The following is a 16743-nucleotide window of genomic DNA, read 5'->3' as shown; positions in this document are numbered from 1 at the left end:
GAATCACTTCGTTTATTATGCATGGATAATTGTAACATGGCGGGAAAGGCCGAAGCCGGATTGGGACGTCATAGCGCAAAAACCTGTTACGTTGACTTGATAATTGTGTAACATATTTAAGACAAATACGTTTAGCGCAGACCGGGTAATGAAAAATACAGACATAGATATAAGAGTTTTCAGAAGATACTCTTCAGGCGCTGCTTTCACGCTCAGACATGGAGGGATCTCCTATGCTGCAAGGACGGTAGACTACTCGCTCAACAGTGTCGGCGTAATCATCGAAAACTCCCCTCTTCTGAACCGCGGGGACATACTAGACCTCGATATCCCTGAACTCGGCATCAGACAGCAGGGGGAGGTGATATGGGCATCTCAGCATGCACAGACAGTCAGGGCAGGCATCGACAGACTGGGACCGCTTAACGGCAATCTCTCGCTTTACAGACTCTCGGACATTCTCATCGGTCTCCAGAGGACGCTGAAGACCGGCGTCCTTCAGATCCGGCATGGCAGGGCAATCAGAGAGATCCATATAAAAAATGGCAATATGATATTTGCTACTTCTAATCTCGATGAGCACCGATTAGGTGATATCCTTCTCAAAGAGGGTAACATTACACAAACGCAGTATGACCAGGCAGACGAACGCAGGAAAAAGACGAACGAGCGCTATGTATTCATTCTCGTTGATTCCGGCTTCCTGAAGCCTGCCGACCTGACCACCGTGCTCGCGATTCAGGCAAACAATATCATCGAAAGCCTCTTTGCATTAAAGCAGGCTGATATTGAATTCCGGGAAGGACCGCTTCCGTCCGGAATGGCCGTGACCCTGAGGATATCTGCTGCGGACATAATATACCGGGAGCTGAAAAAAACGGCTGATGAGGAGCTGGTGGCCAGGTATCTTCTTGACAGAACGGTCGATTTTTCGCCTACGCCACTCAATCTTTTCCAGGAGATTCGGCTGGAGAGCAGCGACAGAATGCTTCTTTCCTTTGTCAACGGCAGGACAACAGTAAAGGATATTATCAAGCTCTCTTCGATGGATAAAATACAGGCCATGAAGAGCCTCTATGCCCTTGTCGAGGCAAGGATTCTCGAGATAAAAGACACGGAAGACCCTCCCCAGGACGTAGCGCCCGATGAAGTCTGCAGCCCTGTCGACGACAGCTTCGGAGGCCTTATCGACAAGATCGATGAAACGGATTTGAAATTCCGGCAGTTGAATCATTATGAAATTCTCGGCATAGATACAAGCGCTTCGGCAGAAGAGATAAAGAAGGCCTATTACAGGGCTGCCAGGGAATATCATCCTGACCGGCATTTCAGCCTGCCCGAGGACGTCAAAGGGAAACTGCTTACTATTTTTAACAGTGTCACCAGGGCATACCTGACGCTGAAGGATAATGAAAAGAGAAGGAAGTATGATTCGGCCATCCCGATAAGAGTCCCCGATGTTGTAACGCCCCCTGAAAGGACACCCGTATCTGCGGCAGAGGAGACACCGCAGGGAGAACGCTTCAGGCCGGCTGCAGATACCGGAACCGGAGAGACTGCAAAGTCGGATATTGCCCGCGGCAACTTCGACGAGGGGAAGTCAGAATTCAGGAAGGGAAAATTTCAGGAGGCTGCTCACCTCTTTGCAACTGCTATTTATTTCGACAGTGCCCCCTCTGAATACCATTATTATTACGGATTATGTTTTGCAAAAACCGGCAGACAAAAAGAAGCGCTGCAGTCGCTGAACAGGGCGCTTGAGATCTCCCCGAATATCCCCGACATCCTTGCGGAGACAGGCCATATATACCTCGCACTTAACTGTCCTGTTCGTGCAAAGGGACTCTTCGATAAAGCGCTGCGGATTTACCCTGCCCATAAAAGAGCAAACGAAGGGGTTGAAGTCATTAAGCAGCGGTCCGCAAAAACGTAGGCCCTTGGCATAAGCACTGTTCAGAAATGGCAGACAAAAAAAGGAGATACTCAGGATGACAAAATTCAGTTGCAGCAGCTGCGGCGCTGTCTGGCAGAAAAACGGGAAGACGAACTGTTGGAGCGCCAATCCCGACGAAAAACCATCGAAGCCGGGGTACTGTCCCTCGCAGGAACATATGGACCTCATTCAGGAGAGCTTCAATCGTTACAAAGGGGACAGCACCGATGCAAAGATGGCCCAGATCGCTACCCGGGTCGAAGGCCTCTGCTACGAACATCAGCCAGGAAGCACCGCGATACGCGCCCGCTGGACCCGGGTCGAAGATACCATTGCCTTCGCAAAACTCATGGGATACAAGAAAATAGGCATCGCCACCTGCATCGGTCTGCTCGATGAAACTGAGCGCCTCAGCCGCATCCTTTCCGCCCAGGGCTTTACGCCGCTTTCAGTCTGCTGCAAAAGCGGGAGCATTGACAAACTCGAACTCGGCATTACGGAAGAGGACAAAGTGCGGCCATCGACCTTCGAACCTGCCTGTAACCCCATTGCCCAGGCACGGCTCCTGAACGAGGCAGGGACAGATATGAATATCATCGTCGGCCTCTGCGTCGGCCATGACATGCTCTTCACCAAATACTCTGATGCACCGGTCACTACCCTGATCACCAAGGACCGCGTCACCGGTCATAATCCTGTCAGCGTACTGTATGGCCAAAACTTCTACTACAGGCGGCTTTTGACCGAACAGGTGGATACAGAACGCAGATAGGTCCGGGTTTCTTTACCACAGGTCCGGCGCGGCTTATAATAAGGATATGGAGAAGAAGATCGTGCTGCTGCAGAAGAAGAACCCCTGTCCTGACTGCGATTTCTGCCAGGGCTGCAGCGAGACCCGGTGCAGCCTATGCAAGTCGTTAACCTGTCCTTCCGCAAAGAAAACAAAAAAGAAAAAGGAACACGTCCCGCTCTTCAGGAAGTTCTGAGCGCTGCGCTGCCGTACAGCAGCATAGTTTGCCGCATCCCTCTTTTGCCATGTTATTCTTTTTCTTCATTATTGGGAATCTTATCGTAATATTCAGGATAAATTTTTTTTACACAGGCAGGGCAAATTCCATGGCTGAACTGGGCATCAGAGTGGTCTTGGATATATTTCTCCACCATATGCCAGTAGCCGGCATCGTCCCGGATTTTCTTGCACGATGCGCAGATCGGAATAATGCCCCGCAGAGTCTTGATTGTCACGGACGCAGTGCGCAGTTCGTTCACCAATTCTTCCTGCCGCTCGCGGGCGCGGCGTTCATTTATGCGCAGTTCATCGAGGACGATCACGAACGCGCCGCCCACGATCAGGGAGACCAGCCCGGCGTCCACAAAGCCGAGGAGGAACAAGTCGAACAACGGCGCCCTCCACCAGATCCAGATCTGGATGGCACTTATGGCTGCGGTCGCAATCTCGGCGAGTACCGCAAAAACGCCGAGCAGCATCCACCAGCGAAGCCGCCCCATCCAATCCAGCAACGCCCGGGGGGTCAGCCCGCTGCGGTGGGACTGGCAGTCGCCCTTCCCGGGATTCGACGTGGTGGTTGATGAAACTGCAGATTTACTTCTTGTCATAGTTGTTTTTCCTTTATATGGTGGTACCGTTCCATCGGTGGGTCAGCGATTTTACCGTAATTCACAAGCCATAACTTATTCTCCGGATTTCATCTTCCACCGGCTGCTTTTGCTTGAGGCTGCATCGGGGTGTCTGCGGCTTCTATGCGCATAGGCACAAGGGTCTCCCGCTATAGAGCGGCGATAGCGGCGTCCATTCAGATGATCGCGATGACTGAATCTTTGATATTGTCAATGTCGCTCAGGATCTCGTTGATCTTGTCAAAATCAAGGTTGCTGCAGTTATGCACCGTATCCATAACATCCTGCCCGTTGGCAATGACATTGGCCACATAGACCGTTTCGATCAGCTTCTTGTTTGCAGGAGCTTCCTGCGGGGCATGGTGATATTTGATGGTGTTTTTGATCACTTCCGAGAAATGCCATCTGCTGCCGAGTATATATCCCACATGCGGATGATATCCCCTGAGAAGCTCCCGCTTAACCTCGTCAGTCACTTTCTTGTCTGTTAGCAGGTTAAGGATAACGGTCTTGCCGATGTCATGGAGCAGGCCGCAGACAAACGCCTCCTCAGGATCCAGCCGCAGGGCAATGGCTATCTTTTTGGCAACAAATGCGCAGAGCAGACTATGCCGCAGGATCTCCTTCACCTCGTCTGCAGCGGCGGGGCTGATGCTGCTGAGGGTATGCACCGTCACAATGCTCAGAACCGACTTAAGGCCCATAAAAATAATGGCCTGCTGAAGCGATGTTATCTCGCGTGAAGGGCTGTAAAAGGCCGAATTTACCACCCGGAGGATTTTTGATGTGAGTATCTGGTCGGCCATCAGAATTTTTACAATGTCATGGACAGAGATATCGTCCTTTGTCATGGCAGCGTTAAGCTTCGTCATGATATCAGGCACGGGGGGGAGCTCAATGTTTCCCTGCGCGATATTATTTGCGATCTGCTTTATGATATCGCCAACCGTCGGTCCTTCTCCGACCTTATCCCTGCGAGTCTCATCAAATATTTTGACCGACTGAAAGACGACAAATGAAGTATTGAGCTTAATCGGACCGTCAAGAATAAGCGGTGGAATGGTATCCGAAAACTCAAACAAACCGCCCTCCCAGGTCAGGGTATCCGAAAAAGCTGTTTCAGCAAGGTTCTGGAGAGTCTGTTCCAGTGTTTGCTTATCAATGATCCCCTGATCGATCAGATACCCGGTAAACGGACACCCGAGACGCTGGCTCTCCCGGAGACCCTGTTCAATCTGTCCCGGCGCAAGACGGCCGCTTTTCATAAAGAATTCCCCAAGGCGCTCCCCTTCTTTCTGGGACGAAATGAAGATCATTTTCCCGTCCTGAAGATAGAAGGCCTTGCTCGCACCCTGGAATGTGACAGAGAGCGTGCCTGATTTTTTGCTTGTCTCTGCCCATTGCAGCAGGTCCGGCAGGGGCATGAGACTGATGTCGCCGCCTATTTTTTTCATGTCCGGGTACCAGTATAAAATATTGCGGGAGCATTTTGGAATAAACGGCACCGCAGGCCTCTGCCTGCAATGCAAATAATCGTATTGCAATTTTAAATAACTGACGGGGAACTGCAGCAGGTATAATAATTCGTGCGCTTACAGGACCTTCTGACGCCGGAAGGCCGAAATATCAAGTTAATCATGATCATGGAACATAAACTCAAAGCCATTCTCGACACTCATATGAAGTCGAAGGGTACCCTTATTACGCTGCTTCAGCAGACAGAGGCGGCATTCGGCTATCTTCCCGAGGAAGCAGTCGGCTGGTTTTCCAAAAAGCTCGATATCCCGGAAAGCAGATTCTTCGGCATAGCCACCTTCTATTCCCAGTTCCATCTTAAACCGACCGGCAAAAACACCATAACCGTATGTTGCGGTGCTGCCTGCCACATAAAAGGCGCGGATAAAATCCTTGAAAAAGTCAGATCAGCGCTCAGTCTCGGCAAAGGAGAAGACACCACCGGGGACCTCTCCTTTACCGTCCAGAATGCCACCTGTATCGGGGCCTGCAGCATTGCTCCTGTTGCTATCCTGAATAATCAGGTATATGGCAACATGGATGCGGAACAGGTGGTGAAACTGGTGAAAGGCTTCGAACAGGAAGGCGAATATACAGGCTTTGAATATGACTGAACCACAAACAATTGCGATAAAGGTCTGTCTCGGCACTTCAGGAAAAGCATCCGGGGGCGCAGACGTTCTGAGTATTTTTCAGAAGCTTATTCAACTGAACGGCATTGAAGCGCAGATCAATAAGAAGTGCAGCTATACGGGAGTCGGCTGCAGAGGCTTCTGTTCCAAGGACGTGCTCGTCGACGTCATCATGAACAACCAGAAGGTTACCTATCAGTCTGTCAAGCCGACCATGGTCGAGCGGATTGTAACCGAACATATCCTTGAAGGGACACCTGTTGCCGAATGGCTCACCAAAGAAGATTACGAATCCTTTCAGAGCAGACAGCATAAGATTGTACTCGGTCCGTGCGGCGAGATAGACCCGGAGAGCATTGATGACTACCTCGGCATGAAGGGTTACCGGGCCGCACAAAAGGCGATCTCGAAGATGAGGCGTGATGAAGTGATAAAGAAGGTCATCCAGTCAGGGCTCAGGGGAAGAGGCGGAAGCGGCTTCTCGACAGGCACAAAATGGGAGATCTGCAAGGCCCAGCCTGATCAGACGAAATACATCATCTGCAATGTGGGCGAGGTGAACAGGCCGCTGGCTGAAGGCAACCCGCACGCCATTATTGAAGGCCTCCTGATCGGCGGCTACGCGATCGGGTCGGAAAAAGGGTTCATCTATATACGGGAGCGGTACCATCTGTCTGTTGAACGGCTCAGGCGTGCGATTGCCCAGGCAAAGGATAAGGGGTTCATCGGCAGGAACATCTTCGGCACGGATTTCAGTTTTGATATTGAGTTCAGTTTCGGGACAGAGGCCTTCATCTGCGGCGAGGAGACCGCGCTGATGGAATCGATCGAGGGCAAGAGGGCCATGCCGAGGGTCAGACCGCCCTTCCCTGTGCAGAAAGGGCTCTGGGGAAAACCGACGGTTATCAATAATGCCGAGACCTTTTCGAACATTCCGCTTATCATCGGCAAAGGTGCGCGCTGGTTCTCGTCCATCGGGACAAAAGAGAGCACCGGCACGAAGGTCTTTACCCTGTCGGGCAAGGTGAAGAATGTCGGACTGGTCGAGATCCCAATGGGCATGCCGTTCCGGGATATTGTGTATGGCATCGGCGGCGGCATGGAAGGTGAGCGGGCACTGAAGGCAGTACAGGTCGGCGGCCCTTCAGGCGGCCTTATCCCTGCCGCGATGCTCGACATTGGACTTGACTACGAAAATCTCTCGAAGATCGGAAGCATCGTCGGCTCGGGCGGCATGGTTGTCTTCAACGAAGACGACTGCATCGTCTCGATCACAAAGTTCTTTATGGAATTTCTGCAAAGGGAATCCTGTGGCAAATGTCCACCCTGCAGGATCGGCACAAAAAGAATGCTTGAACTGCTCACAAAGATCACCGAAGGCATGGCTGAATATAACGATCTTGCAACACTGGAACGGTTAAGCGGCCTGATGAAGACCTCATCTCTCTGCGGCCTCGGCAGGAGCGCTTCGAACCCGTTCATCACCGGGCTGAACCATTTCCGCGACGAGTACCTGGCGCATATTAAAGAGAAGAGATGTCCTGCCGGCGTCTGCACCGCGCTGATAACGTTTTCTATTCTTGAAGACAAATGCAAGGGCTGCACGCTCTGCAAAAAGGTCTGCCCTGCAGGGGCTGTCTCCGGAGAGGTGAAGAAGTCGCACCGGATCGATGCGGCTGCCTGCATAAAGTGCGGGGCCTGTTATAAGGCCTGCAAGTTCAAGGCGATCAGAAAACAATGAGTATGAACAGAAAAATAGAGAAAACCGTCAGGCTCAGGATCAACAGCCAGGTCGTTGATGTCACCAAAGGCAGAACGATTCTCGAGGCAGCAAAGGAGATCGGCATCTATATCCCGGCGCTCTGCAACCACCCGATGATCAGCCAGTCTGGCGCATGCAGGGTCTGCATCGTTGAGGTGAATGGGACCCCGGTAACGTCCTGCACCACCCTGGTCGAAAAGGATATGGAAGTCATCACGAATTCTCCCTACATTGAAGACCTCAGGAGGGACACCATTGACCTGATCCTGAGCGACCACCCCTACGACTGCATGGTCTGTCAGAAGACCGGCGAGTGTGAACTGCAGGAGCTTGCCTATTCATACAATATCAGGAAGCCCCTCTTCAGCGGGGAGCGAAGAATATATGACAAGAAGGACGGCAACCGTTTCATAGAGCGCGACATGGAAAAGTGCATCCTCTGCGGACGGTGTGTAAAGATCTGCGATGAGGTCCAGGGCGTAGGAGCGATCGATTTCGCATACAAGGGCTTCGGCACCAAGGTATGCCCTCCGTTTGAGCGGGACCTCGACTGCGAGTTCTGCGGCCAGTGCGTTATGGCATGTCCGACCGGCGCCCTTGTCGGCAGGGACTGGATCGGCAAAGGAAGATACTGGAAGATACGGGAGGTAGACACCACCTGCTCGTACTGCGGCGTCGGCTGCAGCATTACGCTTCACGTGAAGAACAATGAGATCATCAGGGTCTCTTCACGGCCGGACAGTGTTGTGAACAAGGGGCTGCTCTGCGTAAAAGGCAGGTTCGGGTACAGTTTTGTATCAAGCCCTGACAGACTTAAGCAGCCGCTCATCAGAAAAGACGGCAGGCTTCAGACTGCGTCATGGGAAGAGGCCCTGGATTATGCTGCAGATAGATTAAAAAAGATCAAAGAAGCGCATGGTCCTGATGCCATTACCGGGCTTTCTTCTGCGCGCTGCACGACTGAAGAGAATTACCTTTTTCAGAAGTTCATGCGCGCGGCAGTCGGCACGAACAATGTCGACCACTGCGCCCGGCTTTGACACGCCGCCACGGTGGCCAGTCTGGCCACCATCTTCGGTTCTGGGGCAATGACCAATTCGATCCGCGAAATCGAAGGCAACGAAGTGATCTTCATCATCGGGTCAAACACCAAGGAAGCCCACCCGGTCATAGCAAACGCCATGATCAGGGCGCACAGAAGAGGAGCGAAGATCATTGTCGCTGACCCGCGGAAGTTGGCCATGTGCCGCTTTGCCGGGATATGGCTCAGGCAGAGGCCCGGAACTGACATCGCGCTCCTCAACAGTATCAGCCATGTTATTCTTGCAGAGGGGCTGCACAACAGCGACTTCATCGAGGCCCAGACCCGTCAATTTGACGTCTGGAAGAAGAGCGTAGAGGAGTTCACGCCTGAGGCCGGAGAAAAGATCACCGGAGTGCCCAGAGAAAAGATCATAGAGGCAGCACGGCTCTATGGCGGATCAAGGAAGGCTGCAATCTATTACGGGATGGGTATTACACAGCATGTAAACGGGACAGCAAATGTAAACGCGATCGCAAACCTTGCACTTCTGACAGGAAATATCGGCAGGGAGTTCACGGGTATTAATGCACTGCGCGGCCAGAACAACGTGCAGGGCGCCTGCGATGCAGGCTGTCTGCCGAATGTATTTCCCGGGTATCAGAGGGTCGGCATCTCCGAAATTCAGGAGAAGTTTGAGGAAACATGGGGAAGGCCGCTTTCAGCCGCACCTGGTATTGCCGCTTCCGAAATCCCGCACAGGGCCATCGAAGGCAGCATCAGGGCTGCGTATGTGATGGGTGAAAACCCTGTGCTTGGCGATGCCAATGTCAGCCATACAAAGAAAGGGTTTGAGGCGCTCGAACTGCTTATTGTTCAGGACATCTTTCTGACAGAGACAGGCAGGCTCGCAGACGTGGTCTTCCCCTCTTCCTGTTTTGCTGAAAAATACGGCACCTTTATCAATACGGAAAGAAGGGTGCAGCGGGTAAGAAAGGCACTCGCAGCACCGGGGCAGGCAAGGGACGATTCCTGGGTCATTGCAGAACTTTCCCGAAGAATGGGATATGAAATGAATTGCAGTTCTCCTGAGGGCGTGTTTGAGGAACTCGGCAGTCTCTGGCCGGCGCTTGAGGGCATTAGCTATACAAGGATCGAATCGCGGGGCATACAGTGGCCCTGCCCTACCAAGAACCATCCGGGAACCGAGTATCTCTATAAAGGCGGATTTCCCCGGGGAAGGGCAATCTTCACCCCTGCAGCCTTTGAAACGCAGAAAGAACGGATTGACCCGGAGTATCCCTTCATCCTCAATACGGGAAGAAATCTTTTTCAGTATCACTTCGGCTCCATGACGCGCAGGGTTCAGCCTCTTGAAAACCATGCAGGAGAGGCGTATATTGAAATACATCCCGATGATGCAGTACGGCTCTCGATCGGCGATAACGGGCGCTCAAAAGTCTCATCTTCACAGGGGAGTATTGTGATAAAGGCCAGAATCACGGACCGGGTAAGCCCGGGAACTGTCTTCATTCCCATGCATTATGCCGAGGCTGCCGTAAACATGCTGACGAGCGATACCCGTATCGACTCGATTTCAAAAACACCCGGATTCAAGATCACCGCGGTCAGGGTAGAACCTGTCAGGGAAGGAGAATAAGATGATGTCAGTGCAGGAGTTAATGCCTCAGGTATTGCTGGAAGGTCTCGATAATTCGGAGCTTGAAATACTCCGGCCTATGGTATCCATGATTAGACTTCTCAAGGACGAGCATGTCTTCCGGGAGAAGGGCATATGCAAAGGCATACATATGATCAGGAGCGGAAGGATAGAGATATCCAAGACCACAACAGACGGATGGAAGCAGCCGCTTGTAATCCTGAGCCCCGGGAACTTCCTCGGTGAGATAGCCACCCTTGAAAAATCAGACCACGCTACGGACGCGAGGGCTCTCGATCATGCAGAGCTTATCCTGTTTCCCAAGGAGGCATATGAAGAACTGGAAAAAACACAGCCTCAGATCATGCTTAAGATCATAAAAAATATTGCGATCGTCTCGGCCCTCAATGTACGGCGCATGAATGAGAAATTCCTGAAGGCACTGGTGAATTATTAGGACAGAAAATCTGCACAGTCCCTGGGGGTGTCCCGGGCGACCGTATTAAACCCAAGGAGGATAGGAAAATGAAAGTCAAGGAACTGCTCGAGACAAAGGGGAAAGAGGTCTTTTCGATGGACGCATCTAGCAGCGTGGAGGATGCGATCCGGTTTATGGACAGCAAAAAGATCAGCGCGATCATCATTACCGAAAAAGACGGCACTGCAGGGATCTTCACGGAGCGCGATGTCGTCCGCTGCTACATCGGCAAGCGTGACAGAAGGTTCCACGATATCCCGGTAAGCGAAAACATGACAAAAAATCTCATGGTCGCAGAACTCAGCGACGACCTCAACAGCGTCATGGCTGTCATGGTCGAAAAGAACATCCGCCATCTCCCTGTTGTTGACAAAGGAAAAGTGATCGGCATGCTCTCGATCAGGGATATCGTTCTGTCCCAGGTCCACAAAATGACCACCGAGATCCACTATCTCAAGGATTATATCGCAGGATATTAAAAAGCCTTCTGGTCATACTGAGCAGGGCCGGAACATTTCCCGGCCCTGCCTGTAATACTCTTCCGTTGAAAACTCCAGCCGCCTTATTTGATCTTTTCTGCACGGTCTGCCAACTGATATATTCGTATGGAAAAAAAGCGGGACTTTATGATAACTTATCATAGGCTTATAAAATAACCTTATGATAGAAACATTTAAAACCATAGCGCAGCAATACCGGCAGAACGAGGGGAATGTGGTCTCTCTTCTGCAGGATACGCAGGAAGTCTTCGGGTACATACCAAGAGAGGCAATAGACTACTTCTCCCAGACCCTCGGCATTGCGCCAAGCCGCTTCTTCGGAGTTGTAACCTTTTATGCCCAGTTCCGCATGAGGCCGCCAGGCAGGCATAAGATAACTGCCTGTTGCGGAACCGCCTGTCATGTCCGCGGGTCAGACCGCATCCTCAACAGCCTCAGGCTCGAGCTGAAACTTGAACCGGGCGAAGACACCACACAAGACAGTGAGTTCACCCTCGAGCAGGTAAACTGCGTTGGGGCCTGCAGTATTGCACCGGTTCTCATTGTGGACAAAAAGGTCCACGGCAAAGCAGTCACAGACAAGATCCTGAAGGAACTCCGTGCACTGAAAGCCCCCTCCTATGACGAAAAATAAGACCGTTATAAATGTCTGCATGGGTACGGGCGGTATGGCATCCGGGGGTGCCGAAGTCCTGCAGGCATTTCGTACTGAGCTTGAGGCCGCAGCGCTTCCGGCAGTGGTCAAAGAGCATTGTTTGGCCCATCGTGTCGGCTGCCGTGGGCTCTGTGCCAAAGATGTGCTTGTCGATGTTCTGACAGACGGCACAATAACCACCTACCAGTTCATCAAGCCCGACATGGTTCCGAGAATTGTCCAGGAGCATCTTATCGGCAAAACCCCTGTCGCCGAATGGCGGGTCGGCAGAGACTACGAGAACTTTCATCACAAGCAGGTCAAAATCGTTCTATCTGACTGCGGGAAGATTGATCCTGAGGACCCTGATGACTATCATGCAGTCGGAGGATACGGGACTGCCCGTGACGTGCTGACTGAGTGGCTGCCGGATGAAGTTATCGAGGAGATCAAGGCATCGGGACTGAGAGGCCGCGGCGGCGCAGGATTCCCTACCGGGCTCAAGTGGGAACTGGGACGCAAGGCCCGCGGCGATATTAAATATATCGTCTGCAATGCTGATGAGGGCGACCCCGGTGCATTTATGGACCGCGCGGTCATTGAGGGAAATCCCCATGCGGTCATTGAGGGGATGATCATTGCGGCCTATGCCATCGGCGCCCATCACGGGTACGTCTATATCCGGGCTGAATATCCCCTGGCAGTCGAGCGTCTGAGGCTCGCCATAGACAGGGCAAGACGACGCCACTTCCTCGGCAAGAACATCTTTGGGACAACCTTTGACTTTGACATACAGGTCAAACTCGGTGCAGGTGCATTTGTCTGCGGCGAAGAGACAGCGCTCATAGCCTCGATCGAAGGCCAGCGCGGCATGCCCAGAGCCAAGCCGCCGTTCCCGGTCAACAAGGGATTGTGGCAGCGTCCTACGGTCATCAATAACGTCGAAACCCTCGCCAATGTTCCCTATATCATGAGAAGGGGCTATCGGTGGTACGCGTCACATGGAACAGAACGCTCGAGAGGGACAAAGGTCTTTGCCCTGACCGGCAAGATCAAAAACCCGGGACTGATCGAAGTGCCGATGGGGATCACGCTGCGGGAGATCATCGAGGATATCGGCGGAGGCATCGAAGGAGGCAAGAAGCTGAAGGCAGTCCAGACAGGCGGCCCCTCAGGCGGCTGCATTCCTGCTCATATGCTTGATATCAATGTCGATTATGAATCGCTCGCCAGGGTCGGGTCAATCGTCGGCTCAGGAGGAATGATAGTCCTTGACGAAGACAACTGCATGGTGAATATGGCAAAGTACTTTATCCAGTTCACCCAGGAAGAATCCTGCGGCAAGTGCGTTCCATGCAGGATTGGCACCAAGCGGCTTCTCGAGATCATGGAGCGGATAACCAAAGGGCAAGGCAAGGAGAGCGACCTTGAACTGCTTGAGACCCTGAGCAACAGCATCAAGGTCACCGCGCTCTGCGGCCTCGGACAGACTGCCCCCAATCCCGTGCTGAGCACGCTGAAATATTTCAGGGATGAGTTCGCAGCCCATATCCGGGATAAAAAATGTCCTGCAAAGGACTGCAAGGACCTGATAACCTATTGCGTCATTGAAGCTGCATGCAAAGGGTGCGGCGCCTGCCTCAGGGCATGCCCTGCAGGAGCGATCACCGGAGAAAAGAAACAGCCCCACAGGATAGACCCGGCAAAATGCGTCAGATGCGGCGCCTGCTTCGAGGCGTGCAAGTTCAAGTCTGTAGGAAGGGATTAAGCATATGGCAAGGATCACGATTGATGGCAAAACGATTGAAGTGGCTGACTCTGCCACGATACTGCAGGCAGCAAAGCTCCTCAACATTCCCATACCGACACTCTGCCATCATCCCAAGCTTACGCCCTTTGGCGGCTGCAGGCTCTGCATCGTCGAAGTAAAAGGCATGCCGAAACCGGTCACCTCATGCACCACTGTCGTGAACAATGGCATGGAGATTACGACCTCAAGTCCAAACCTGCAGGAATTGAGAAAGACTGTTCTGGAACTTATCCTCTCTGACCACCCCAATGACTGCATGATCTGCGAAAAAGCAGGCGACTGCACACTTCAGAATCTTGCCTATGAGTACGGCATCAGAGAGAACCGCTATCAGGGAGAGAGAAGAGTGTATGCCAAGCGCGACGGCAACCCGTTCATAGAAAGGGACCTCGAAAAATGCATCCTCTGCGGCCGGTGCGTAAAGGTCTGTGATGAAATTCAGGGTGTTGAGGCAATCGACTTTGGGTACCGCGGTTTTAATTCCAAGATATGTACGAGCTATGAGCAGGATCTCGACTGCGAGTTCTGCGGCCAGTGCGTCAGCGTCTGCCCTACCGGGGCGCTCACCGGCAGGCTCTGGAAGAATAAAGGCAGGAAAGACCATCAGGCAGAAGTGGATACAGTCTGCCCGTATTGCGGCACCGGCTGCAATATCACGGCACATGTCAAAGATAACGAGATCCTTAAAATTACCGCAAAAGCGGCGACATGGAACGAAGGCTGGCTCTGCGTCAAGGGGAGGTTCGGATACCGGTTTGTGAACAGCCCGGAGCGTCTGACCCAGCCGCTGATAAAGAGGCACGGCGTCTTCGAAGAGGCCTCATGGCCCGAGGCCCTTGATCACGTTGCAAAGCGGCTCTCAGAAATAAAGGCAGAGCACGGCGCTGATGCCATTGCAGGCCTTTCCTCTGCACGCTGCACCAATGAGGAGAACTATGCATTCCAGAAACTCATCAGGGCAGGCATCGGCACCAATAACGTAGATCACTGCGCCCGACTTTGACACTCCCCCACGGTGGCCGGTCTGGCCAAAATATTCGGTTCAGGGGCAATGACGAACTCTATCCTGGAGATCGAAGGCATGGAGGTGATCTTTATCATCGGCTCCAATACCAAGGAAACGCACCCTGTCATCGCAAACCGCATGATCAAGGCCTATCGAAACGGCGCAAAGATTATTGTTGCAGACCCGAGAAAAATCCCGATGGTGAAGTTCGCTGATATTCACCTTCAGATACGGCCGGGCTCTGATATTGCACTCCTCAACAGCATGGCAAATGTTATCGTGAGCGAAGGACTTCAGAACGAAGAATTTATAAAAGATAAAACCGAAGGATTCGCTGCGTGGAAAAAGTCTATCGAGACCTTTACCCCTGACTATGCCGAAAAGATCACCGGCGTCCCAAAGGATGACATCATCAGGGCAGCCCGGGTGTATGGGGCATCGCGCAAAGCAGGGGTCTTCTACACCATGGGGATCACGCAGCATACCTGTGGCACTGACAATGTAACAGCCCTTGCCAATCTTGTTTCCCTTACCGGCAATATCGGCAGGGAATTCACCGGCATCAATCCGCTGCGGGGCCAGAATAATGTTCAGGGCTCCTCCGATGCAGCCTGCATGCCAAATGTCTATCCGGGATATCAGAAAGTCGATGATCCTGAGATCAGGACAAAATTCGAACAGGCCTGGGGAGTTCCTCTTTCTCCCAACGTCGGCATGATGGCGACCGTGATGATGAATGAAGCTGCGGCAGGCAACCTCAAGGCCCTGTACATCATGGGGGAAAACCCGATCATCACGGACCCGAACATGCATCACACGATCAACGCGCTGGAACGCCTCGATTTTCTGGTAGTCCAGGACATTTTTTTGACTGATACGGCAAAGCTTGCAGAGGTAGTGCTGCCGGCGGGCTGTTCGTTCGAAAAAAATGGCACCTTCACCAATACTGAACGGAGAGTCCAGAGGATACGCAAGGCAGTCAATCCGCCTGGCGAGGCAAAGGATGATTTATGGATCATTGCAGAGATTTCGAAACGGCTCGGCCTTGACATGGAAAAATCATCCGAAAAAATATTTGACGAATACCGTAAGCTATGGCCTGCAATCGCCGGCATATCCTATGCACGACTTGAAAAGCGCGGTCTCTGCTGGCCCTGCCCTGCAACAGACCACCCAGGCACACCCTATCTTTATAAAGAGGGATTCCCTAAGGGCAAAGTTCCCTTTGTGCCTGTTTCATATCAGCCGCCTGCAGAGGTTTGTGATAAAGAATATCCATTTGTCCTGACAACAGGGCGCAATCTGTTTCAGTATCATTCCGGCTCCATGACGCGGCGCGTTGAGCCGATAGAGTCTCATGCCGGTGAACCATATGTGGAAATAAATCCCTTTGACAGCAGGAACCTTGGAATCAGCGACGGAGATATTATCAAGGTGCGGTCACGCAGAGGCGAGATTGCCATTAAGGCGCGGACAACCCCAAGGGTGTCGGAAGGAACAGTTTTCATCCCTATGCATTACCGGGAGGCTGCTGCCAATGTACTCACCAACGATGCCCTCGATCCCCAGGTAAAGATACCGGAACTGAAGGTCTGTGCAGTGCAGATCATTACCGCAGCTGTATCAGCAACGTAAGGACGGATAAATCCTGCATAATCCGTCAATCTGTTTTTCGGATTTACGGTGATGCGTTTTGAAATTGTCCGAAGCCGGTAAAGAACTTTCGGGTCTCCCTGATCATACGGTTGATGCGGTCAACCTCCCCTGGCATTTCACCATAAGCATGCAGCCATGTCGCAGAGCAAAAAAAAAGGCCCCGAATTTAATTCGGGGCCTTTCATGAATAATCCGGCAGCTACCTACTTTCCCAGGACCTTGCAATCCAAGTATCATCGGCCATGGAGGGCTTAACTTCCGTGTTCGGAATGGGAACGGGTGTGACCCCTCCGGCAATACCACCGGAAACTTTAATTTCCAGAAAGTCTATTATAACATCAAAGAACAGTTGTTTGTCAAGAAGTTTTTTTGACAACAGGAGGGAAGAGAAATAAGGGTCAAGCCACACGGTCAATTAGTACTGGTCAGCTGAACATATTACTACGCTTACACCTCCAGCCTATCAACGTGGTAGTCTACCACAGACCTTTAGGGGGC

At 52.1% G+C, this 16743-nt stretch carries 13 protein-coding genes and 2 rRNA genes; 11 read left to right on the top strand and 4 right to left on the bottom strand.

Translation table 11 applies throughout. The features are described from left to right. The first annotated feature begins 148 nt into the window (after positions 1–148). The 3 genes from HZB31_14855 to HZB31_14845 are packed head-to-tail and all read left to right on the top strand — an operon-like array spanning position 149 to position 2919. On the top strand, positions 149–1933 hold the full coding sequence (locus HZB31_14855) for a DnaJ domain-containing protein (GenBank protein ID MBI5849200.1): 1785 nt from the start codon (positions 149–151) through the stop codon (positions 1931–1933). 55 nt (positions 1934–1988) lie between these two features. After that, positions 1989–2705: a DUF1847 domain-containing protein gene (locus HZB31_14850; protein ID MBI5849199.1), complete on the top strand. Its 717-nt coding sequence runs from the start codon at positions 1989–1991 to the stop codon at positions 2703–2705. A gap of 46 nt (positions 2706–2751) precedes the next feature. Further along, the gene (locus HZB31_14845) at positions 2752–2919 is read left to right on the top strand and encodes a hypothetical protein (protein ID MBI5849198.1); all 168 of its coding nucleotides are present in this window, start codon (positions 2752–2754) and stop codon (positions 2917–2919) included. A 52-nt stretch (positions 2920–2971) separates the two neighbouring features. Here HZB31_14845 and HZB31_14840 read toward each other — a convergent pair whose 3' ends face one another. Then, positions 2972–3550, bottom strand: coding sequence for a hypothetical protein (locus HZB31_14840; GenBank protein ID MBI5849197.1), 579 nt, complete (start codon positions 3548–3550; stop codon positions 2972–2974). A 197-nt stretch (positions 3551–3747) separates the two neighbouring features. Then, positions 3748–5025: an HDOD domain-containing protein gene (locus HZB31_14835; GenBank protein ID MBI5849196.1), complete on the bottom strand. Its 1278-nt coding sequence runs from the start codon at positions 5023–5025 to the stop codon at positions 3748–3750. Between the two features lie 132 nt (positions 5026–5157). Between HZB31_14835 and HZB31_14830 the strand changes: the two genes are divergently transcribed. The 8 genes from HZB31_14830 to fdhF (HZB31_14795) all read left to right on the top strand — a co-directional run bounded on the left by HZB31_14830 (position 5158) and on the right by fdhF (HZB31_14795) (position 16224). Continuing rightward, entirely contained in the window at positions 5158–5700 is a 543-nt protein-coding gene (locus HZB31_14830; GenBank protein MBI5849195.1) for an NAD(P)H-dependent oxidoreductase subunit E, read from the top strand. Further along, complete coding sequence (locus HZB31_14825; GenBank protein ID MBI5849194.1) at positions 5693–7459, top strand: 4Fe-4S binding protein; 1767 nt, start codon at positions 5693–5695, stop codon at positions 7457–7459. The genes HZB31_14830 and HZB31_14825 overlap by 8 nt, the downstream gene beginning before the upstream one ends. A 2-nt stretch (positions 7460–7461) precedes the next feature. Next, positions 7462–10161, top strand: a complete 2700-nt coding sequence (gene fdhF, locus HZB31_14820) for a formate dehydrogenase subunit alpha (protein MBI5849193.1) — start codon at positions 7462–7464, stop codon at positions 10159–10161. Position 10162: 1 nt separating this feature from the next. Further along, on the top strand, positions 10163–10618 hold the full coding sequence (locus HZB31_14815) for a cyclic nucleotide-binding domain-containing protein (GenBank protein MBI5849192.1): 456 nt from the start codon (positions 10163–10165) through the stop codon (positions 10616–10618). A gap of 68 nt (positions 10619–10686) precedes the next feature. Beyond that, entirely contained in the window at positions 10687–11118 is a 432-nt protein-coding gene (locus HZB31_14810) for a CBS domain-containing protein (GenBank protein ID MBI5849191.1), read from the top strand. Positions 11119–11299: 181 nt separating this feature from the next. Continuing rightward, entirely contained in the window at positions 11300–11773 is a 474-nt protein-coding gene (locus tag HZB31_14805) for an NAD(P)H-dependent oxidoreductase subunit E (protein MBI5849190.1), read from the top strand. Next, complete coding sequence (gene nuoF / locus HZB31_14800; protein ID MBI5849189.1) at positions 11760–13541, top strand: NADH-quinone oxidoreductase subunit NuoF; 1782 nt, start codon at positions 11760–11762, stop codon at positions 13539–13541. Before HZB31_14805 ends, nuoF begins: the two co-directional genes overlap by 14 nt. A 4-nt stretch (positions 13542–13545) precedes the next feature. Then, positions 13546–16224, top strand: coding sequence for a formate dehydrogenase subunit alpha (gene fdhF, locus HZB31_14795; protein MBI5849188.1), 2679 nt, complete (start codon positions 13546–13548; stop codon positions 16222–16224). 211 nt (positions 16225–16435) lie between these two features. Here the strand turns inward: fdhF (HZB31_14795) and rrf are convergent. Continuing rightward, positions 16436–16552: ribosomal RNA gene (gene rrf, locus HZB31_14790) — 5S ribosomal RNA — on the bottom strand. 87 nt (positions 16553–16639) lie between these two features. Beyond that, positions 16640–16743, bottom strand: a 23S ribosomal RNA gene (locus HZB31_14785); the annotation flags it as partial.

The sequence above is a fragment of the Nitrospirota bacterium genome, assembly GCA_016235245.1.
Classification (GTDB): domain Bacteria; phylum Nitrospirota; class Thermodesulfovibrionia; order Thermodesulfovibrionales; family UBA6898; genus UBA6898.
Note: the sequence above shows the minus strand (reverse complement) of the source record. Positions and strands in the feature narration are given on the sequence as shown.